We start from the raw sequence: 20,253 nt of genomic DNA on the forward strand, positions 1-20,253 counted from the left end.
GCAGCAGATGTCGCCGGAACCCTACGTCACGGTCGCCTCTGGCGGCCGTCACATTCCCGCGTTTTGTTCAGCTTTATGGTTGCATTGCAGGGTCATGTCGTCTCTGACTGGGGTCAATGTCGCAAACAGAGCAAATTGTGTCGATCACAGACCTAAGCCCGGCGGGGTTTCTGTTTCGCTATCGGAAAACCCGGTCAGCAGGCCACCGCGGGCGACAGGATCGTGTGCGACACTGCGATACCGGACAACAACAAGGGGCCGTCGGGTCCCGGACCAACATTGTGTCACAGGGAGAATAAGATGACGCGAATGGAAAAGTTCACCACGGCCGTGCATCCGGCGGCGGAGATGTATGCGGAGGAATTAAAGGCGGGCAAGATGAGCCGCCGCGAGTTCATCACCCGCGCCTCGGCTCTTGGCGTCGGGACGGCGGCGATCTACGGGCTGGGCGGGATCACCCCGGCACAGGCCGAAAGCCACATGACACCCCAGATGGGTGGCACTCTGCGGGTCCAGATGGAGACCAAGGCGCTCAAGGATCCGCGCAACTACGACTGGTCGCAGATGGCCAACTTCAGCCGTGGCTGGCTGGAGTACCTGATCGAGTATCAGGCGGACGGGTCGTTCAAGGGCATGCTGCTGGAAAGCTGGGACGCCAATGACGACGCAACCGAATACACGCTGCATGTCCGCCAGGGCGTGAAGTGGAACAACGGCGACGATTTCACCGCCGATGACGTGATCTTCAACATCAAGCGCTGGTGCGAGAAGAACGTCGAGGGGAACTCCATGGCCTCGCGCATGGCGAACCTGATCGACGAAGGCACCGGGATGGCGCGCGAGGATGCGATCACCAAGGTGGACGATCACACCGTGGTGCTGAAGACCTCCGTGCCCGACATCACCATCGTCGCCGGTTTCGCGGACTATCCGGCGCAGATCGTGCATTCGTCCTTCGACGGCACCGACCCGTACACCAACCCGATCGGCACCGGACCCTTCAAGCCGGTGGAGAACGAGGTCGGCGTGCGCCAGGTTCTGGAGAAGAACACCGATCACGAATGGTGGGGCGAAGGCGCGTATCTCGACCGGATCGAGTTTATCGACTTCGGCACCGACATGGCGGCCTGGGTCGCGGCGGCGGATGCGGACGAGGTCGACATGACCTACCAGTCCACCGGCGAGTTCATCGAAGTGCTCGACGCTATGGAATGGGTGAAGTCCGAGGCGGTCACGGCCGCGACGCTCTGCGTCCGGTTCAACCAGAAGCAGGAGCCGTTTACCGACGTCAACGTCCGCAAGGCGCTTGTCATGGCGGTTGACCCGGCGGTGATCCTCGAACTGGGCTATGCCGGTTACGGCACCGTCGCGGAACATCACCACGTCTGCCCGATCCATCCGGAATATGCCGAAATCCCGAAGGTTCCGGTCGATCCGGCCGCCGCGAAGAAGATGATCGAGGATGCGGGTCACGCCGACACCACCTTCGAACTGATCTCCATCGATGACCAGTGGCAGGCGGAAACCTGCGACGCCGTGGCTGCCCAGGTCCGCGATGCGGGTATCAAGATCGAACGCAAGATCCTGCCCGGTTCGACCTTCTGGAACGACTGGCTGGTCTATCCCTGGTCCGCGACCGAGTGGAACCAGCGCCCGCTTGGCGTCCAGGTGCTCGCGCTTGCCTACAAGTCCGGCGTGGCGTGGAACGAATCCGCCATGGCGAACGAGGAGTTCGACAAGCTGCTCGACGAGGCGCTGGCGATCAACGACGCCGACAAGCGCTCCGAGGTCATGGCGAAGATCGAACAGATCATGCTGGACGACGGCGTGATGATCCAGCCCTACTGGCGGTCGCTCTTCCGGCACTACAAGCCGACGGTGCACGGGACGGAGATGCACCCGACCTTCGAAATGCACCACTACAAGTGGTGGGTGGAAAGCTGATCCACCTCCGGCGCCCCTCCCACGCGGGGGGCGCCGCTTTCGTTCCGGCCGGTCCCTTCCGGGGCCAGCCTCCCGGCCAGCAAGCGCCCGCAAGCGGCGCGACGGCCAGCCAACGGGGATAGTCCATGCTCCTTTTCCTCCTGAAACGGATCGGGACCATGCTTCTGACGGCCTTGTGCCTGAGTTTCATGGTGTTCTTCCTGACCAACCAGCCCTCCATGCTGGAGAAGGTTGCCAAGTACGAAGGCAACTCCCGCATGTCGGACGAGGAGGTCGCGCGCTTCCTGACCAACAACGGCTATGACCGGCCCATGTTCATCCGCTACGGCGAATGGCTGGGCGTCGTACCCGGCTGGACGCGCGAGACGGAGGAACGGACGACCGGGCGCTGCATCACCTCGGGCATGGACCCGGCAGAGGCGCCGACCTACTGCGGCGTGCTGCAGGGCGACTGGGGTGTTTCGCGGGTGTTCCGGGACGAGGTGTCGGCCATCGTCGGCACACGGCTGGCCCTGACCGGCAAGATGATGTTCTGGGTTATGCTGCTGATGGTGCCCGCCGCGCTCATCATCGGGGTGCTGGCGGGGATGCGCGAAGGCTCCAAGCTGGACCGGACCCTGTCGACCTTCTCCATCGCGTCCACGGCGACGCCGGAATATGTCTCGGGCGTCATCCTGATCTCGGTCTTCGCGTCGTCGGTGATGGGCCTGCAATGGTTCAAGGGCACCGCGACGGCCGCCATGGAAAACGCGACGTTCGAGAATTTCTTCCTGCCGGTACTGACCATCGCGCTCTACGGCGTCGGCTATATCGCGCGGATGACCCGCGCCTCGATGGCCGAGGTGATGACGGCGCAGTATATCCGCACCGCGCGGCTCAAGGGCGTGTCCTTCCGCAACATCGTGATGAAGCACGCGCTCAGGAATGCGCTGATCGCCCCCTTTACCGTCATCATGCTGCAGTTTCCGTGGCTGCTGAACGGCGTGGTCATCGTGGAGACCCTGTTCAACTACAAGGGCCTGGGCTGGGCGCTGGTGCAGGCGGCCGGGAACAATGACGTCGATCTGCTCATGGGCATTTCGGTCGTGTCGGTCTTCGTGGTGCTGGTGACGCAGCTGATTTCCGACATCGGCTACGTCTACCTCAACCCGCGCATCCGCATTTCGTAAGGAGGAGGACCCATGGACCCGCTTTCCTGGGGAGAAATCCTCGCCCGCCTCGCATATCAGTTCATTCCGGTCTGGATCGCGCTGGTCGTCACCTTCGCGCTGTCGATCATGTACAAGCGGAAGCTCGGCCTCTACGGCAAGCTGTTCGACAACGTGATCGGCATGATCGGGTTCGGCATCGTCATGTTCTGGATCTACACCGCGCTCTTCGCCGGGCTGTTCGACTGGATCGTGACCCATGACCCGCTCGCCGCCGTGTCGGGTATGAAGAACAAGGTCCCCGGCACGCCGCTGTCCGGCGCGGGGGAAGGCGACTACCCCTATTATCTGCTTGGCGGGGACACGCTGGCGCGGGATGCCTTCTCGCGCATGGTGCAGGGGTCTTGGGTGGTGATCCGCATCGCCCCGCTCGCCACGCTCTTCGCCTTCATGGCCGGCATCACGCTTGGCCTGCCGGCGGGGTATTTCGGCGGACGGCTCGATACGGTGCTGTCCTTCCTCGCCAACCTGATCCTCGCCTTCCCGGTGATCCTGCTGTTCTACCTGCTGGTCACCCCCGAGATGGTGACGTCCGGCATCCCCTCCTACATGGCCATCGTGCTGTTCGTGCTGCCGATCCTGTTCATCTGCGTGATGATCAATTCGCGCTATCACACGCAGCCGCAGCGGCGGAACGTCATGATCGCCGTGGCCCTGTTCGTGCTGGGCTGGCTCTACCTTTCGCTCATCAATGACCGGGGAACGCCGGTGAATTTCCTGCCCACGGATCTCGACCTGTTCGACATCCCGGGCGGCATTCTCGTGGTCTTCGTCTCGGTGGTCTTCGTGAACGCTCCGACCGTGTTCCGCATCGTGCGCGGCCTCACGCTCGACATCCAGACGCGCGACTATGTGGCGGCGGCGCAGACCCGGGGCGAAGGCCCGTGGTACATCATGCTGTGGGAAATCCTGCCAAACGCGCGCGGGCCGCTGATCGTCGATTTCTGCCTGCGGATCGGCTACACCACGATCCTGCTCGGCACGCTCGGCTTCTTCGGCCTTGGCCTGCCCTCGGACAGTCCGGACTGGGGGACGACGATCAACCAGGGGCGCAAGCTGCTCTCGATCTACCCGCATCCGGCCATCGTGCCCGCTTTCGCACTGCTCTCGCTCGTGCTCGGGCTCAACCTGCTCGCCGACGGGCTGCGCGAAGAAAGCCTGAAGGACTGACATGAGCCCCGATGCCCTCCTCTTTGGTTTTCCAAATATCCCGGGGGTCCGGGGGCAGCGCCCCCGGCTCCGCCACATGAAACGGAGACCGACATGACCGACTACTCCGGCCCCATCCTCGAGATCGACAAGCTCTCGATCTCCTTCTTCACCCGGCTCCGGGAAATCCCCGCCGTCATGGACTTCTCCGTCGCCGTGCAACCCGGAGAGGCGGTTGGCCTTGTCGGGGAATCCGGCTGCGGCAAGTCGACCGTGGCGCTTGGCGTGATGCAGGACCTCGGCGTCAACGGGCGCATCGTTGGCGGGTCGATCAAGTTCAAGGGACGCGATCTCGGGGCCATGTCCGCCGAGGAACTGCGTCAGATCCGAGGCTCCGAAATCGCGATGATCTATCAGGAGCCGATGGCGTCGCTGAACCCGGCGATGAAGATCGGCAAGCAGCTGATGGAAGTGCCGATGATCCACGAGGGCATCGGCGAAAAAGAGGCTTACGCGCGGGCGCTGCAGGTTGTCACCGACGTGAAGCTGCCCGATCCGAAACGGATGCTCGACGCCTTCCCGCACCAGCTTTCCGGCGGACAGCAGCAGCGCATCGTGATCGCCATGGCGCTGATGTCCAAACCCGCGTTGCTGATCCTAGACGAACCGACCACCGCGCTCGACGTGACGGTCGAAGCGGCGATTGTCGAACTGGTGAAGGACCTCGGCAAGAAATACGGCACCTCGATGCTGTTCATCTCGCACAACCTCGGGCTGGTGCTGGAGACCTGCGACCGCATCTGCGTCATGTATTCCGGCGAGGCGGTCGAACGCGGCTCCATCGAGGACGTCTTCGACCAGATGCGCCACCCCTATACGCAGGCCCTGTTCCGGTCGATCCCCCTGCCCGGCGCGGACAAGACCTCGCGCCCGCTCAAGGCAATCCCCGGCAATTTCCCCCTGCCCCACGAACGGCCCCGGGGCTGCAACTTCGGGCCCCGCTGCGATTACTTCGAACCGGGGCGCTGCGATGCGAAGGACATTCCGATGTTCAACATCGCGGGCGACGACCGGCACACGACCCGCTGTCTGCGCCATGACGAAATCGACTGGGACGCACCGATGGCGGCGCAGGAACAGAAGGGCAAGACGGAGATCGGCAAGGTCGTCCTGAAGATCGAGGACCTTCGGAAATACTACGAGGTCGCCGCCTCCGCCCTGTTCTCCTCCGGCCCGAAGAAGGTGGTGAAGGCGAACGAGACGCTGTCGTTCGAGGCGCGGGAGGGCGAGACGCTCGCCATCGTCGGGGAGTCCGGATGCGGCAAGTCGACCTTCGCGAAGGTCCTCATGGGGCTGGAGACCGCGACGGACGGGAACATCCTGCTCAACAGCAAGGAGATCCAGAACACCCCGATCGAGAAGCGCAAGACTGAGACGATCTCCTCCGTCCAGATGGTGTTCCAGAACCCGTTCGATACGCTCAACCCTTCTATGACCGTGGGCCGCCAGATCATCCGCGCGCTTGAAGTCTTCGGCATCGGCAAGACCGAGGCCGAGCGGCGGGAGAAGATGCTGAACCTGCTCGACCTCGTGAAGCTGCCGCGCGCCTTCGCCGATCGGATGCCGCGCCAGCTGTCGGGCGGGCAGAAGCAGCGGGTCGGGATCGCGCGTGCCTTCGCCGGCGGGGCGAAGATCGTGGTGGCGGACGAACCGGTGTCAGCGCTCGACGTGTCGGTGCAGGCCGCCGTGACGGACCTGCTGATGGACATCCAGCGAGAGGAGAAGACGACGCTGCTCTTCATCTCCCACGACCTGTCCATCGTGCGCTATCTCAGCGACCGGGTCATGGTGATGTATCTCGGGCATGTGGTGGAACTGGGGACGACCGATCAGGTCTTTTCCCCGCCCTATCATCCTTACACGGAGGCGCTGCTCTCGGCGGTTCCGATCGCGGATACCTCCGTCCAGAAGAAGCACATCGTGCTGGAGGGCGACATCCCATCGGCCATGAACCCGCCGCCGGGCTGTCCGTTCCAGACACGCTGCCGGTGGAAATCCGAAGTGCCGGGCGGGCTCTGCGAGACAGAGGTGCCACCGATGCGCAAGAAGGACGGGCACCAGATCAAGTGTCACCTCTCCGAAGATCAGCTTGCCGGGATGGAGCCGGTCATCAAGATCGCGGCGGAGTAACCGGCGCAGAAACGCAGAAGCCCCCGGTCATGGGACCGGGGGCTTTGCCATTCAGACAGCGGCAGCGTTACTTGCTGGCGTTGTTCTCGGTGTCCGGCAGGTAATCCACGCCGCTCACGATCTCGGCCGTCTTGTCGGCGAAAGCGTCGACCATGGCGATGTAGAAGTCGCGGTTGTCCGGAGAGAAGGCCGGCATCGCAGTCGGCATTTCCTCGGCGCGCAGGATGATCGCCTCGTTCTTCAGCGGGGAGTCGCCTTCCTTGTCATAGACGACAACGACGCCTTCCATGATGTTGAACTTGCCGTCATCGGTCAGCACCGGGTTGTCGTTCAGGCGCAGTGCGGTGACCTTGATCGACAGGGCAAGCGAGTGATCCGCATCTTCGGGCGCTGCGTCGACCTTTGCGGCCACGGCTGCGGCGACGTCAGCGGCGACGTCCGGATAGTAGTCGAGCGCGTTCGGGTTCTCGAATGCCTCGAGGTGGGTGGAGGCGTCGACCTCGCGCACGGGGAACGGGCCTTCGACGGCGAGAACCGGGGTGGCGACGATCAGGGCAAGACCAACGGCGGTCATGGTTTTCTTAAACATATCAATGTCCTTTCCACCTGCGCGTCCCAGTGGCCCATGGCCGCACGCGTCAGGCAATCGCGTTCAGTTGCGTTGTGAGCAAACAACACGGTTGCGCGAGAAAGGTTCCGGCAGATCAACTTTGCGCAGACGGACGTGACGGAAAGGGCTCAGCTGCCCCAGATGATCCGCACGTAGTTCTGGGTTTCCTTGTAAGGCGGAATCCCGTCGTATTTCTGCACCGCCTGCGGGCCGGCGTTGTAGGCGGCAAGCGCCAGACGCCAGGACTTGAAGGTGCGGTACTGCTGCGCGAGGTAGCGCGCGCCGCCCTCGAGGTTCTGCTGCGGATCGTGCGGGTCGACGCCCAGCACCTTGGCAGTGCCCGGCATCAGCTGCGCCAGCCCGATCGCCCCCTTGTGCGAGCGCGCCTTGTCGTTCCATCCGCTTTCCTGCTGGACGAGACGGAGGAACAGGTCCTCGGGCACGCCATGGCGGCGGGCGGCGGCGCGGGCGGTGGCCAGGTGCGGGCCATTGTAGCGGCCGCGGAAGGCCTTGACCGATTCATCGCCCCACTTGGACGGGGTCACGACGCGGGTCGGCTGCAGGCGGACGGAGTTGTTGTACTGCTGAGAAGCGCGGCTATCGAGCACGCGGGTTTGGGACCCGAAGACCTTGCTGCGGCTGGAGGTGGACACGGACTGCGCAAGGGCGAGGTCCGCAATTCCCGTGACAGCCAGCGCCAGGGCGGCGGCGCGCACAAACTTCCGATGTCCCAAGAGGATCTTCCCGTAACCTGTCCCTTGCGGCGCACCCTACATAAATTCAAAGGCTTTTGGCCAGCCAATTGTGCTTTCTCGCGGCGTGGCGGCCCATGTCGGCAAAGCCCCGCGCATGGGCGGCGCGGGCTCTGACGTCGGGGAAAAGGGCGCAATCGATTCAATTCCCGCGAAAACTTTACCTTTTGGCGACACTCTGATGTAACCGTCGGAACCTGAGGACTCATGCTATAGGGGGCAGTCATGGCCGGATCCGTGAACAAGGTCATCATCGTCGGAAACCTGGGGCGCGACCCCGAGGTCCGGTCGTTCCAGAACGGTGGCAAGGTGTGCAACCTGCGCATCGCCACGTCGGAAAACTGGAAGGACCGCAATACCGGCGAACGGCGTGAGCGCACCGAATGGCATTCGGTCGCCATCTTCTCCGAACCGCTCGCCAAGATCGCGGAACAGTATCTGCGCAAGGGCTCCAAGGTCTACATCGAGGGGCAGCTCGAAACCCGCAAATGGCAGGACCAGTCCGGCCAGGACCGCTATTCCACCGAGGTGGTGCTGCGCCCCTATCGCGGCGAACTCACCCTGCTTGACGGGCGTGGCGAAGGCGGCGGTGGTGGTGGTGGCTATGGCGGCGGCTCCTCGGGCGGATACGACGACCGGGACGGCGGCTACGGTGCCGGCTATGACGACCGGGGCGGCAGCAGCTCCGGCGGTGGCGGCGGCGGGTCGAACCGCGACCTTGACGATGAAATCCCGTTCTGAATTCTGACTGCGCGGGGGGCGCTGCCCCCCGGTCCTGCGGACCTCCCCCCGGAGTATTTGCCGGCAAGATGAAGGAGGACGGGTTTCATCTTGCCCGAAATACTCTCGCCGGAAGGCGAAATCCGCCTCCTCTGCGCGTCGTCGGTCAACCGCCTGTGGCCAGCACGGCCAAGCGTACCAGCCCAACCCCCGCCGACCAGCACAGGGACAGCAGGATGGCGAGGAGGAGCATCGCCTGCCTGGTCGGGCGAGGAGGTGGCGCGGGCGGGTGTCGACTGGATCGCATGATGGCAGGTTAGACGCTGCCGATTACCGAAAGATTTGCCATTCGGCACCGGAATGGTGAGGCGCTGTTAACCGGATCCCGCGTCTGATCGGAGGATGTCCGAAACCCCGCGTCCGCTGCAGCAGTCAGTCACCTACGCCCGCGCCCTGCGGCGCATGGGCCGGGAGGTCATCCGGATCGGTCCGTCCTGTGCCCCCTGCCAGTTCGCGATCGTCCGGCGCGCGGGCCCCCTTCGCCTTGCCTATCTGCCGCGCGGGGCCGTGCCAGACTGGCGCGACGTGTTCTGCGGGGGCGGGCCGGGGCTCTGCTTGGTCATTCCGGACACCGCGCCGACCGATGCTCCGGGTTGTCCGTTTCTGACACCGCAGCATGTCGCGGAGCTTGACCTCGGACCGGACACGGAAGCCCTGTGGAACGGGCTGCACGGGAAATGGCGCAACCGGCTCAGACGGGGACTGGAGGGGCCGGTCGTCGTCGTGCAGGAGCGTTTCGACCTGGCGCGCCATGCCGGTCTGCTCGGCCGGGAGGAGGCACAGCGGAAGCAACGCAGCTACCGCACCTGGCCGCGGAGCTTCCTGACCGCCTTCGCCGCGACCAGTCCGGATGACACGATCCTGTTGCGGGCGGTGCTTGGGGGCGAGACGGTGGCCTTCGTCCTTCTGCTGGTCCACGGTACCGCCGCGACCTATGCCGTCGGCTGGAGCGGGCCAACGGGCCGCAGCCACCAAGCCCATACCCGGCTGCTCTGGGAGGCCGCGCTGCATCTTAGGGCGCGCGGCGTTATCCGCTTCGACCTCGGCCCGGTCGACAGCGAAGCCGGTGCCCCCCGCGCCCGGTTCAAGCTGGGATGTGGCGCAAAGGCGCGCCCGCTTGGCCCGACTCTGCTGGTGCCGCGTTTCCCCCTAGCCTTTTCTGCGGGTGCAGTGTAGGCGGGCGCCAAGCTGAACAAGGACGCCCCATGGACCTGCGCAACATCGCCATCATCGCCCACGTCGACCACGGCAAGACGACCCTCGTGGACGAGTTGCTCAAGCAGTCCGGCGCCTTCCGCGAAAATCAGGCGGTGGCGGAACGCGCCATGGACTCCAATGATCTGGAGCGCGAACGCGGGATCACCATCCTGGCCAAATGTACCTCGGTCGAGTGGAAGGGCACGCGGATCAACATCGTGGACACCCCCGGCCACGCCGATTTCGGCGGCGAGGTCGAGCGGATCCTGTCCATGGTCGACGGCGTCGTGCTGCTGGTGGACGCGGCCGAGGGGCCGATGCCGCAGACCAAGTTCGTGACCTCCAAGGCGCTGGCGCTTGGCCTGCGTCCGATCGTGGTGCTGAACAAGGTGGACAAGCCGGATGCCGAACCTGACCGGGCGCTGGACGAATGCTTCGACCTGTTCGCCAACCTCGGCGCCGACGACGACCAGCTGGATTTCCCGCACATGTACGCCTCTGGCCGGTCGGGCTGGGCGGATGCGGAGCTGGACGGGCCGCGCAAGGATCTCTCGGCCCTGTTCCGGCTGATCGTGGACCATGTGCCCGCGCCGAAACAGCAGAAGAAGCAGGACGACGATTTCCGGATGCTGGCCACCACGCTCGGCTCCGACCCCTTTGTGGGGCGCATCCTGACGGGCCGGATCGAGACGGGCCGCGTCAAGGTCGGCCAGACGGTGCAGGCGATCTCGCGCATCGGGCAGAAGATCGAACAGTTCCGCGTCACCAAGGTCCGCGCCTTCCGCGGCCTGATGCAGCAGGATATCGAGGAAGGCGTCGCGGGCGACATCGTCTCGCTTGCCGGGATGACCAAGGCGACCGTCGCCGACACGATCTGCGCGCTGGCGGTGGACGAGGCGCTGGAGGCGCGGCCGATCGACCCGCCGACCATCACCGTGACCTTCGGCATCAACGACAGCCCCCTTGCGGGCCGCGACGGCAAGAAAGTGCAGTCCCGCGTCATCCGCGAGCGGCTGATGAAAGAGGCGGAGTCCAACGTCGCCATCAAGATCAAGGACACGCCGGGCGGCGAGGCCTTCGAGGTGTCGGGGCGCGGCGAACTCCAGATGGGCGTGCTGATCGAGAACATGCGCCGCGAGGGTTTCGAACTGTCGGTCTCCCGCCCGCAGGTCATCATGCGCGACGGTGAAAATGGTCGTGAAGAACCGGTCGAGGAAGTCACCATCGACGTGGACGACGAATACACCGGCGCGGTCATCGAAAAGATCACCGGCCCCCGCAAGGGCGACCTGGTGGAGATGAAGCCGGCCGGCGCGGGCAAGACCCGCATCGTGGCGCATGTGCCGTCGCGCGGGTTGATCGGGTACCACGGGGAATTCCTTACCGACACGCGCGGAACAGGCGTTCTGAACCGCGTCTTCCACGGATGGACCCCGCACAAGGGTACAATCGAGGGGCGGCGCGCGGGTGTGCTGATCTCCATGGAGAACGGGGAGACGGTGGCCTATGCGCTCTGGAACCTTGAGGATCGCGGCAAGATGTTCCTCGGCGCACAGGCTCCGGTCTACACCGGCATGATCATCGGCGAGCATTCGCGCGACAACGATCTTGAGGTGAACCCGCTGAAAGGCAAGAAGCTGACCAACGTGCGCGCCTCCGGTACGGACGAGGCGGTGCGGCTGACGACGCCGGTCACGCTGACGCTGGAAGAGGCGATTGCCTATATCAACGACGACGAACTGGTCGAAGTGACGCCGAACGCGATCCGCCTGCGCAAGCGCTACCTCGACCCGCATGAGCGCAAGCGGATGAGCAAGGCGGGCTGACTTCCCGCTTCCCATCCCTCCCCCGGACAGGGGGAGGGAGACGCGCAAACCCGTCGGGCGAAACCGGGACACAGAGAGGGTCCGCACAGACCCCATGCATCGGCGCACGATGCAGACAGGTGCCAAACCGCGCCAGACCGCCTATCTTCCCGGTCAGACCAAGGAGGATATCATGCGCAAGCTACAGACACAGGGCGTGCATCACATCACCCTGACCGGCGCGGACCGGCAGACCAGCATCGACTTCTGGGAAGGCGTGCTTGGCATGCCGTTCGTCTTCGACCAGCCCAACCTGGACGACCCGGACGAAGGGCATCTCTACTTCGATCCCGGTGACGGGCGGCTGATCACCGTCTTCACCAACGAAAACCGCAGGCCCGATCCGCGCCGCACACCAACCGATCCTGGCTGCGTGCATCACCTGGCGTTCAACGTCTCCAAGGCGACGTTCTCACAGGCGGTGGAGCGGCTCAAGGAACGCGGTATTGGCAATTCGGGACCGAAGGACCGGGGTTTCATGGACTCGATCTATTTCAAGGATCCCATGGGCTTGCTGATCGAACTGGCCTGCTACCGGTTCGAGCCGCCCGTCGGCTGTACCCATGCCGATGTAATGATCGAGGCGCACCGCATCCGGGTGGAACGCGGCGACTACAACATCGCCGAAGAGCATCTGGCGGACGCGATCGAGCTGCTTGTCAAGCGGAGGCAGCAGACGTTGTCGGCGGATCGGGGGGCGAAGGACCCGTACTGAGGGGCGCGCCTTCGCGGGATCACCCCCTCCCCGGCCCTCCCCCTCGCGAGGGGGAGGGAGCTGTACCGTGCAGCATTAGCGAAATCCCGGTTCTGCCTGGAGCTACAGGTCCCCTCCCCCTGAGGGGGGAGGGTTAGGGAGGGGGTCTACAGGAAAGGGTCAGGGTGAGGGAGTCTACCCTACTCCGTCGTCTCGATGACCATCAGTTCCCGCTCGCTCGCGCCCCGTGCGTGATCGAGCGCCGCCTGGTACTCCGGCGAATTGTAACAGGCCACCGCCGCCTCGACCGTGTCGAAGCGGGCGACGACGTTGCGCGGACGCTCACGGCCTTCAAGCTGCACGAACCGCGCGGCGCGGGCGATGAACTTGCCTCCGTGCTTGGCGATCGCAGGGCCGGCGAGCTCCGCGTATTTCGCGTAGGAGTCGGGGTCAGTGACCGTGACGTTGGCGATCCAGAGTGCGGGCATGTCAGCCTCCCAGTACGGCCTCGGCGGCCTTGATTGCTTCTCCGGCGGCCGATGCATCCGCCCCGCCGCCCTGCGCCATGTCGGGACGGCCACCGCCGCCCTTGCCGCCCAGCTTCTCCACTGCCGCACGGACGAGGTCCACGGCCGAGACGCGGGCGGTCATGTCTTCGGTCACCCCCGCCGCCACGGCAGCCTTGCCGCCGGTGTCGGCAATCAGCAGCACCGCGCCGGACCCGATCTGTGCCTTGAACTGGTCGATCAACGCCGGGAGGTCCTTGCCCGACACGCCGGTCAGGGACTGGGCCAGGAACTTCACGCCATTGATGTCACGCGCCTCGGCACCACCGCCCTGCCCTGTGCCGCCGGAACCTGCCCCTGCCATTGCGAGGTCGCGGCGCAGCTGCGCGACTTCGTTCTGCAGCGCGCGGCGTTCTTCCATCATCGCCTTCACGCGGGCGACGGCATCCTCGCCGGTCGCCTTGAGCATGCCTTCGATGGCGCTCAGCGCCCTGTCGCGACCGCGCAGTTCGGCCATGGCCGCCTGCCCCGTCAGCGCCTCGATCCGGCGGACCCCGGCGGAGGAGGCGGTTTCCGAGGTCAGCGCAAAAGCCCCGATGTCGCCGGTGCGGGTGACATGGGTGCCGCCGCAGAGTTCCAGCGAATAGGTATTCCCGTCCGCCCCCTTTCCGGTGTCCTTTCGGCCCATGGAGACAACGCGGACCTCGTCGCCGTATTTCTCACCAAACAGTGCCTGAGCGCCAAGGGCGCGGGCGTCATCGGGCGTCATGATGCGGGTGTCGACGGCGGAGTTCTGGCGGATGAAGGCGTTCACCTCGCGTTCGACCTGTGCGATCTGGTCGGCTGTCAGGGCCTGCGAATGCGAGAAGTCAAAGCGCAGCCGGTCCGGCGCGTTGAGCGAACCGCGCTGCGCGACGTGATCGCCAAGGGCCTCGCGCAGGGCTTCGTGCAGCAGGTGCGTGGCGGAGTGGTTGGCACGGATGGTGGACCGGCGGGCATGATCGACCTCAAGCGCGACGGGGTCGCCGACCCTGAATGCGCCGGTGCCAAGCGTGACGTTATGCGCGAAGACCTTCCCGCCGCCCATTTTCTGGGTGTCGGTGACCGTGGCGATGTGGTCCTCATCCTCAAGCCGCCGCAACCAGCCGGTGTCTCCGACCTGACCGCCGGACTCTCCGTAGAACGGAGTCTGGTTGGCGATGATCCAGCCACTTTCACCGGGTTCCAGCGCCTTGACCTCTGCGCCGTCCTTCACGATGGCGAGAACGACGCCCTCGGCCTGTTCCGTATCGTAGCCGAGGAAATCGGTCGCTCCATGCTGGTCGGCAATGTCGAACCAGACGGAGAGGTCCGCGGATTCGCCCGTTCCCGCCCAGGCCGCGCGGGCCTTGGCCTTCTGTTCGGCCATGGCGGCGTCGAAGCCGTCGGTGTCCACAGTGCGGCCCTTTTCCCGCAGTGCGTCCTGCGTCAGGTCGAGCGGGAAGCCATAGGTGTCGTAAAGCTTGAAGGCCGCCTCTCCGGGTAGCGCCGCCCCTTCGGCCAGCCCGCCGAGTTCGTCATCCAGCAGCTTCAGCCCGCGGTCGAGCGTGGTGCGGAAGCGGGTTTCCTCAAGCTTCAGCGTCTCCTCGATCAGCGCTCTGGCGGCACGCAGTTCGGGATAGGCCTCACCCATCTGGCGGACCAGTTCGGGAACCAGCCGGTACATCAGCGGGTCCTTTGCGCCCAGAAGATGAGCGTGGCGCATGGCGCGGCGCATGATCCGGCGCAGCACGTAGCCGCGACCGTCGTTGGACGGCATCACCCCGTCCGCGATCAGGAAGGACGTCGAGCGCAGATGGTCCGCGATCACCCGGTGGTGGGTCTTGCCGGGGCCGTCAGGTTCGGTGCTGGTGGCGTGGGCCGAAGCCTCGATCAGCGCGCGCATCAGGTCGGTGGCGTAGTTGTCGTTGGTCCCCTGCAGCAGCGCGGCGACGCGTTCGATGCCCATGCCGGTGTCGATCGACTGCGCCTCGAGATCCCGGCGCGATCCGTCCTCGAACTGTTCGAACTGCATGAAGACGAGGTTCCAGATCTCGATGAACCGGTCGCCGTCCTCCTCAGGGCTGCCCGGAGGGCCGCCCCAGTATTTGTCGCCGTGGTCGTAGAAGATCTCGGTGCAGGGGCCGCAGGGGCCGGTCGGTCCCATCTGCCAGAAGTTGTCGCTGCCCCCGCCCGGCTTGTCGCCGATGCGGATGATGCGGTCGTCGGTCAGGCCCGCGACCTTCTTCCAGATCTCCGCCGCCTCGTCGTCCGTCTTGTAGACGGTGACCAGCAGCTTGTCCTTCGGGATGCCCAGTTCCTTCGTCACCAGTTCCCAGGCAAAGGGGATGGCATCCGATTTGAAATAGTCGCCGAAGCTGAAATTCCCCAGCATTTCGAAGAAGGTATGGTGGCGCGCGGTATAGCCGACGTTGTCGAGGTCATTGTGCTTGCCCCCGGCGCGCACGCATTTCTGCGCGGTGGTGGCGCGGGTGTAGTCGCGGGTTTCGACCCCGGTGAACAGGTTCTTGAACTGCACCATGCCGGAGTTCGCGAACATCAGCGTGGGATCGTTGCGCGGCACGAGCGGAGAGGAGGGAACGACCCGGTGGCCCTGCTTCTCGAAGTAGCCAAGGAAGGTCGAGCGGATATCGGCGAGGCCAGTCATGGTCGGCGCGGTCTTTCGGTCTGAATTCCGGTTGGAGCGGGGATAAACCTTGTGGCGCAGGTGGTAAAGGAGAATGAGGGGGCGCGGGCGGTTCGCCGTAGGGGGGCATCCTCCGACCTGACCGGGGATCGCCTGCACGCCTCTGCGCCCGGAGAGGGGAGATCCTCTGATCAAGTCAGAGGATGACGGGCGGGGAGGTGACAGGCCCGATGGTGACGGACAGGACAAGCGCGGGGCGCAAAGCAAAAGGCCCGGCTCTGCGGCCGGGCCTTCTGTCAGCGGGTCAGAGGATCACGCGTCGAGCACGTCGTCGGTGCTGTCCTCATCGCTCGACCCGAAGTCGAGGCCGTGAGAGGCGCGGATCTTGTCCTCGATCTGATAGGCGATGTCGGGGTTTTCCTTGAGGAAGACCTTGGCGTTCTCCCTCCCCTGCCCGATGCGGTCGTCGCCGTAGGAATACCAGGAACCGGACTTGTCCACGACACCGGCCTTCACGCCGAGGTCGAGCAGTTCGCCGGTCTTGGAGATCCCCTCGCCATACATGATGTCGAATTCCACCTGCTTGAACGGCGGGGCGACCTTGTTCTTGACCACTTTCACACGGGTCTGGTTGCCGACGATTTCGTCACGCTCCTTGATCGCACCGATGCGGCGGATGTCGAGGCGGACGGAAGAGTAGAATTTCAGCGCGTTGCCGCCCGTGGTGGTTTCGGGAGAGCCGAACATCACGCCGATCTTCATCCGGATCTGGTTGATGAAGATCACCATGCAGTTCGACCGGGCGATGGAGCCGGTCAGCTTGCGCATGGCCTGGGACATCAGGCGGGCATGCACGCCGACTGAACTGTCGCCCATGTCGCCCTCAAGCTCGGACTTGGGGGTCAGGGCGGCGACCGAATCGACGATGACCATGGAGACGGCGCCGGAGCGGACAAGCGTGTCGGTGATTTCGAGTGCCTGTTCACCTGTGTCGGGCTGGGAGATCAGCAGTTCGTCAAGGTCGACACCAAGCTTGCGGGCGTACTGCGGGTCGAGCGCGTGTTCGGCGTCGACAAAGGCGCAGACACCTCCCTTTTTCTGTTCCTCGGCGACGCAGTGCAGGGTCAGCGTGGTCTTGCCCGAGGATTCCGGTCCGTAAATCTCGATGATCCGGCCCTTGGGCAGACCGCCGATGCCAAGCGCGATGTCGAGGCCGAGCGACCCTGTCGAGGTCGCCTCGATCTGCTGGATGGCGTCCTTGCCGCCCAGTTTCATGATCGATCCCTTGCCGAACTGCCGTTCGATCTGGGCCAGCGCCGAGTCGAGCGCCTTCTGCTTGTTCTCGTCGCGCTTGCTGTCCATTGAAAGAAGATCTGCCGTTGCCATTGTTTCAGCCCCTTATTCCATACCCGTTTATCGGCGGCAATCACCGCCCTTTGTTCTACTCTTGTTCCAATATGGACCAAAAGAGGAACATTTCAATCGAAATCTTTCCGACTGACACTCTTTCCGAGTCTGGTTAAGAAGTGGTTAGCGGCGGCGGGTCCTTGCCGCCGCGCGGTCCGGAGGCGGTAAATGCTTGTTTTTGCGAAGGCCAGGCTGGTGTTCCTGTCGGTGCCCAAGACCGGCACGACCGCCTGGGAAAAAGCGCTGGCCCCTGTGGCGGACATCGTCGTGAACGACCCGCCCGAGCTCAAACATGCGCCGGTGTTCCGCTACAACCGCTTCTTCCGGCCGATGCTGGAGAAGTTCATCGCCGAGGATCTGGAAGTGCTTGCCGTGATCCGGGAGCCGGTGTCCTGGCTTGGCAGCTGGTACAGGTACCGGCGGCGGCCGTTCATGCAGGGGCGGCCGAACAATACTTGCGATGTAAGCTTTGACACGTTCATCGACGGCTACTGCCGTGGGGACCAGCCGGGCTATGCCAATGTGGGCAGCCAGGCGAAGTTCGTGGAGCCGGCCGGAAACGGTACCTCCGTCACCCGGTTCTACCGCTACGAGGATCAGGACGGGCTGCGGCGCTTCCTGGAAGACCGGCTCGGACAGGATATCGCGCTGACCCGCGAGAACGTCTCGCCCGAGATGCCGCTGGAACTCAGCCCGGAGGTCGAGGCAAAGCTGCGGCGCAAATGCGCGGCGGAGTTCGCGCTGTACGACTCCATCCCCGTGGGCGGGGACTGAGCCGGTTCAGCTGGCCACGCCCTGCACCGTCTGCGTCAGTTCGCTGAGCGAGAACGGCTTGGGCAGGAAGACGGAATTGGGGAACCTCGTCTGTTCCTCGCCAAAGTGCTCCTCCGCATAGCCGGAGACGAAGATGATCTGTACATTCGGGCGGGTTTCCAGTGCCTTGCGCACCCAGGTCGGTCCATCCATTCCGGGCATGACGACATCGGTGACAAAGATGTCCACGCGGGTGTCGGGGTTTTCCAGCAGCGCCAGCGCCTCCTCTCCGCTTTCGGCCTCGAGCACGGTGTAACCGCGCAGGCGCAGCGCGCGGGAGGCGAAGGCGCGCACGGGGGCTTCGTCCTCCACCAGCAGAACAACCCCGTCGGCGTGCCGGGCCGAGGGGCGTGTGGCGGCGCGCAGGTCCTCCATCACCTTTCGGTCGTTCCTGAAGGCGCGGAACAGGAGGGTGAAGCAGGTCCCCTCCCCCACGGTGCTGTCGACGAAGATGTAGCCGCCGGTCTGCTTGATGATGCCATAGGCGGTCGAGAGGCCGAGCCCGGTGCCCTCTCCGACGCGCTTGGTGGTGTAGAAGGGTTCGAAGACCTTGGTCAGCTTGTCGGGCGGGATGCCGCAGCCGGTGTCGATCACCTTCACAGCCACGTAGTCTCCGGGCGGCACGGTGGCGCGGTCGCGGCTGTGGGCGGCTGAATAGGTCACGCCCTCGGTCACGATGCGGATCTCTCCGCCGCCGGGGATGGCATCGCGGGCGTTCACGACGAGGTTCATCAGGACCTGTTCCAGCTGCCTTTTATCGGCACGGACCGCGTTCAGGACGGGATCGTGACTGAAGGAGAGCGTGACCTTTTCCCCGACCAGACGGTTCAGAAGATGCGTGAGGTCGGAAATCGTCTCGCGCAGGTCGATCTCCTCCGGGCGCAGCGTCTGCTTGCGGGAAAAGGCGAGCAGCTGGCTGACCAGCGCGGCGGCACGGTTGGCGTTCTGGTTGATCTGCATCAGGTCGGCATAGTCCTGATCGCCCTGATCGTGACGCAGCAGCAGCAGATCGCAATGGCCCGAGATCGCGGTGAGCAGGTTGTTGAAGTCATGTGCCACACCGCCCGCAAGCTGACCGATGGCCTGCATCTTCTGGCTCTGCACGAACTGGGCCTCGAGCGTCTTGAGCTCTGTCGCGTCGTTCAGGACAGCCAGCAGGGAGGTTTCGCCGCCGTCGTTTACCGGTTTCAGGGAGATCTGAACGAAGGTCTCCTGATCGGAAGCGGTGACGCGCAGGAATTCGGGGCTGTTGGTGCGGTGGCCGGCCACGGCTTCGTCCAGCCAGTCGCTGATCGGGCGGCCAAGGCCTTCGGTCAGGTCGCCGAGATGGGCACCGGCGCGGCAGCCGGGGCCGATCAGATCCACCGCGTTGCGGTTGGCCTTCTGCACCCGCCCGTCGGAACTGAGCCAGAGGAGCGGGACCGGCAGGTTGTCGAACCGGTCCCAGTCACGGTTGCCGGTATCGGGGGCACCTGCGTCGGACGGACCGGTCTGCGCGGTCAGGGGGATCAGCGCGATCTGTCGGTGGCGGCCGGCGGCTGGCAGATCGACGACCAGAACGGGGGTTTCGCCCCCGCCGACGCGGGCGGTGGCGGTGGTGCCGGAGGTCACGGGCGCGTCGCCGAAGATGTCGGACATGCGGCGCGGGCGGCGGCCGAGGCAGGCAATTGCGGCAGCATTGACATTGGCGATCCGGCCGTCCGGTCCGATGGCCAGCACTGGCAGCTGCGCGTCACGCATGGCGGCGCTGCCCTCCATCACCGGGTCGATCTGCCAGAGCAGCCGGTCCTCGGACACCGCGCGGCCCGTGATGTCCCAGGTCTCCCCTCCGACGACGAGGCTGGCGCGGAGGGGCACGCCGACCCCCGCTTCCGCAATGCGGGCAGAGAGGTCGCGCAGACCTTCGGCAAGGTCGTCCGGCACATGGGCACTGGTCAGCCAGCGGTCCTGGTCGGGTGTGGAAAAAAGGTCGCGGGCGATCCCGTTCGCCTCGATCGGGAGGAGATCGCGGGAGGTCAGCAGGGCCGCGAAGGGCATGGCGTCGAGAAGGCTGTTCATGGCGGGTTCAGGGCTGGTGTCGCCTTCTTCCGGCGCCAGCAGGATCGGCCAGAGTTCGACCCCGACGGCAGTCAGGAACAGCGTTGCCGCAGCGGCGGCAAAAGACAAGGTCATAATCGGCTGGCCCGGCGTGCCGCCGGTCATCCAGGCCAGCACCAGCAGCCCGAGGGCCAGCCCGATCAGGGTGACGGCGGCGCGGCGGCGGGCCGGTTCGGCGCGGGTGTCGGAGCGAAGCGCGCGGGCGTCGCGGGGTGCACGGGAGGTGGTGAACCCTGTTTCGGCCGTGTGGTTGAACATGATGCGCGCTGTCCCCGTTGCGGAAATCGGACCGGCTGGCGCGGTTGCGCCCCCTCGTCGGCCCATTAGAGGATGCGAGTGTTAATCAATGGTTAATGGCGCTGACCGCACGCCATGC

General features: G+C 64.9%; 15 protein-coding genes. 9 read left to right on the forward strand and 6 right to left on the reverse strand.

Annotation, left to right across the window (positions count from 1 at the left end):
* Nucleotides 1-300 precede the first annotated feature (300 nt).
* The 4 genes from IEV87_RS07235 to IEV87_RS07250 all read left to right on the forward strand — a co-directional run bounded on the left by IEV87_RS07235 (nt 301) and on the right by IEV87_RS07250 (nt 6,491).
* The gene (locus IEV87_RS07235; RefSeq protein WP_229737461.1) at nt 301-1,944 is read left to right on the forward strand and encodes an ABC transporter substrate-binding protein; all 1,644 of its coding nucleotides are present in this window, start codon (nt 301-303) and stop codon (nt 1,942-1,944) included.
* 125 nt (nt 1,945-2,069) lie between these two features.
* Nucleotides 2,070-3,113: an ABC transporter permease gene (locus tag IEV87_RS07240; RefSeq protein WP_188476979.1), complete on the forward strand. Its 1,044-nt coding sequence runs from the start codon at nt 2,070-2,072 to the stop codon at nt 3,111-3,113.
* 12 nt (nt 3,114-3,125) lie between these two features.
* Nucleotides 3,126-4,322, forward strand: a complete 1,197-nt coding sequence (locus tag IEV87_RS07245; protein WP_188476980.1) for an ABC transporter permease — start codon at nt 3,126-3,128, stop codon at nt 4,320-4,322.
* Nucleotides 4,323-4,415: 93 nt separating this feature from the next.
* A complete protein-coding gene (locus IEV87_RS07250) occupies nt 4,416-6,491 on the forward strand; it encodes a dipeptide ABC transporter ATP-binding protein (RefSeq protein ID WP_188476981.1) in 2,076 nt (691 codons plus the stop codon).
* 67 nt (nt 6,492-6,558) lie between these two features.
* Here IEV87_RS07250 and IEV87_RS07255 read toward each other — a convergent pair whose 3' ends face one another.
* Entirely contained in the window at nt 6,559-7,080 is a 522-nt protein-coding gene (locus tag IEV87_RS07255) for a hypothetical protein (RefSeq protein WP_188476982.1), read from the reverse strand.
* Nucleotides 7,081-7,229: 149 nt separating this feature from the next.
* On the reverse strand, nt 7,230-7,835 hold the full coding sequence (locus IEV87_RS07260; RefSeq protein ID WP_373284033.1) for a lytic transglycosylase domain-containing protein: 606 nt from the start codon (nt 7,833-7,835) through the stop codon (nt 7,230-7,232).
* Nucleotides 7,836-8,078: 243 nt separating this feature from the next.
* Here IEV87_RS07260 and ssb point away from each other — a divergent pair, with 243 nt between their 5' ends.
* From ssb to IEV87_RS07280, 4 genes are all read left to right on the forward strand, one after another.
* The gene (gene ssb, locus IEV87_RS07265; RefSeq protein WP_188476983.1) at nt 8,079-8,594 is read left to right on the forward strand and encodes a single-stranded DNA-binding protein; all 516 of its coding nucleotides are present in this window, start codon (nt 8,079-8,081) and stop codon (nt 8,592-8,594) included.
* Between the two features lie 381 nt (nt 8,595-8,975).
* Nucleotides 8,976-9,809 carry a GNAT family N-acetyltransferase gene (locus tag IEV87_RS07270; protein WP_188476984.1) on the forward strand — a complete coding sequence of 278 codons (834 nt, stop codon included), beginning with the start codon at nt 8,976-8,978 and terminating at the stop codon, nt 9,807-9,809.
* A gap of 29 nt (nt 9,810-9,838) precedes the next feature.
* Nucleotides 9,839-11,656: a translational GTPase TypA gene (gene typA, locus IEV87_RS07275; RefSeq protein ID WP_188476985.1), complete on the forward strand. Its 1,818-nt coding sequence runs from the start codon at nt 9,839-9,841 to the stop codon at nt 11,654-11,656.
* A 172-nt stretch (nt 11,657-11,828) separates the two neighbouring features.
* Nucleotides 11,829-12,410, forward strand: coding sequence for a VOC family protein (locus IEV87_RS07280; protein WP_188476986.1), 582 nt, complete (start codon nt 11,829-11,831; stop codon nt 12,408-12,410).
* 179 nt (nt 12,411-12,589) lie between these two features.
* Here the strand turns inward: IEV87_RS07280 and IEV87_RS07285 are convergent, their stop codons facing one another.
* The 3 genes from IEV87_RS07285 to recA all read right to left on the reverse strand — a co-directional run bounded on the left by IEV87_RS07285 (nt 12,590) and on the right by recA (nt 16,946).
* Nucleotides 12,590-12,877 carry a DUF1330 domain-containing protein gene (locus tag IEV87_RS07285; RefSeq protein WP_188476987.1) on the reverse strand — a complete coding sequence of 96 codons (288 nt, stop codon included), beginning with the start codon at nt 12,875-12,877 and terminating at the stop codon, nt 12,590-12,592.
* Between the two features lies 1 nt (nt 12,878).
* Nucleotides 12,879-15,581 (reverse strand): alanine--tRNA ligase, encoded by a 2,703-nt coding sequence (alaS, locus tag IEV87_RS07290; RefSeq protein ID WP_188476988.1) that lies wholly within the window; start codon nt 15,579-15,581, stop codon nt 12,879-12,881.
* A 291-nt stretch (nt 15,582-15,872) separates the two neighbouring features.
* Nucleotides 15,873-16,946 carry a recombinase RecA gene (gene recA / locus IEV87_RS07295; RefSeq protein ID WP_188476989.1) on the reverse strand — a complete coding sequence of 358 codons (1,074 nt, stop codon included), beginning with the start codon at nt 16,944-16,946 and terminating at the stop codon, nt 15,873-15,875.
* A gap of 189 nt (nt 16,947-17,135) precedes the next feature.
* Here recA and IEV87_RS07300 point away from each other — a divergent pair, with 189 nt between their 5' ends.
* A complete protein-coding gene (locus tag IEV87_RS07300) occupies nt 17,136-17,741 on the forward strand; it encodes a gamma-glutamyl kinase (protein WP_188476990.1) in 606 nt (201 codons plus the stop codon).
* 6 nt (nt 17,742-17,747) lie between these two features.
* Here IEV87_RS07300 and IEV87_RS07305 read toward each other — a convergent pair whose 3' ends face one another.
* Nucleotides 17,748-20,135 carry an ATP-binding response regulator gene (locus tag IEV87_RS07305; RefSeq protein WP_229737462.1) on the reverse strand — a complete coding sequence of 796 codons (2,388 nt, stop codon included), beginning with the start codon at nt 20,133-20,135 and terminating at the stop codon, nt 17,748-17,750.
* Nucleotides 20,136-20,253 lie beyond the last annotated feature (118 nt).

Origin of the sequence: Primorskyibacter flagellatus (genome assembly GCF_014638275.1) — a bacterium.
In the GTDB taxonomy this organism is placed as follows: Bacteria; Pseudomonadota; Alphaproteobacteria; order Rhodobacterales; family Rhodobacteraceae; genus Pseudooceanicola; species Pseudooceanicola flagellatus_A.

What these genes read in the sequence shown, in the direction of transcription:
- IEV87_RS07235 (WP_229737461.1), top strand. Translation starts at nt 301, where the DNA reads ATGACGCGAATGGAAAAGTTCACCACGGCCGTGCATCCGGCGGCGGAG.
- IEV87_RS07240 (WP_188476979.1), top strand. Translation starts at nt 2,070, where the DNA reads ATGCTCCTTTTCCTCCTGAAACGGATCGGGACCATGCTTCTGACGGCC.
- IEV87_RS07245 (WP_188476980.1), top strand. Translation starts at nt 3,126, where the DNA reads ATGGACCCGCTTTCCTGGGGAGAAATCCTCGCCCGCCTCGCATATCAG.
- IEV87_RS07250 (WP_188476981.1), top strand. Translation starts at nt 4,416, where the DNA reads ATGACCGACTACTCCGGCCCCATCCTCGAGATCGACAAGCTCTCGATC.
- IEV87_RS07255 (WP_188476982.1), bottom strand. Translation starts at nt 7,080, where the DNA reads ATGTTTAAGAAAACCATGACCGCCGTTGGTCTTGCCCTGATCGTCGCC.
- ssb (WP_188476983.1), top strand. Translation starts at nt 8,079, where the DNA reads ATGGCCGGATCCGTGAACAAGGTCATCATCGTCGGAAACCTGGGGCGC.
- IEV87_RS07270 (WP_188476984.1), top strand. Translation starts at nt 8,976, where the DNA reads ATGTCCGAAACCCCGCGTCCGCTGCAGCAGTCAGTCACCTACGCCCGC.
- typA (WP_188476985.1), top strand. Translation starts at nt 9,839, where the DNA reads ATGGACCTGCGCAACATCGCCATCATCGCCCACGTCGACCACGGCAAG.
- IEV87_RS07280 (WP_188476986.1), top strand. Translation starts at nt 11,829, where the DNA reads ATGCGCAAGCTACAGACACAGGGCGTGCATCACATCACCCTGACCGGC.
- IEV87_RS07285 (WP_188476987.1), bottom strand. Translation starts at nt 12,877, where the DNA reads ATGCCCGCACTCTGGATCGCCAACGTCACGGTCACTGACCCCGACTCC.
- alaS (WP_188476988.1), bottom strand. Translation starts at nt 15,581, where the DNA reads ATGACTGGCCTCGCCGATATCCGCTCGACCTTCCTTGGCTACTTCGAG.
- recA (WP_188476989.1), bottom strand. Translation starts at nt 16,946, where the DNA reads ATGGCAACGGCAGATCTTCTTTCAATGGACAGCAAGCGCGACGAGAAC.
- IEV87_RS07300 (WP_188476990.1), top strand. Translation starts at nt 17,136, where the DNA reads ATGCTTGTTTTTGCGAAGGCCAGGCTGGTGTTCCTGTCGGTGCCCAAG.
- IEV87_RS07305 (WP_229737462.1), bottom strand. Translation starts at nt 20,135, where the DNA reads ATGTTCAACCACACGGCCGAAACAGGGTTCACCACCTCCCGTGCACCC.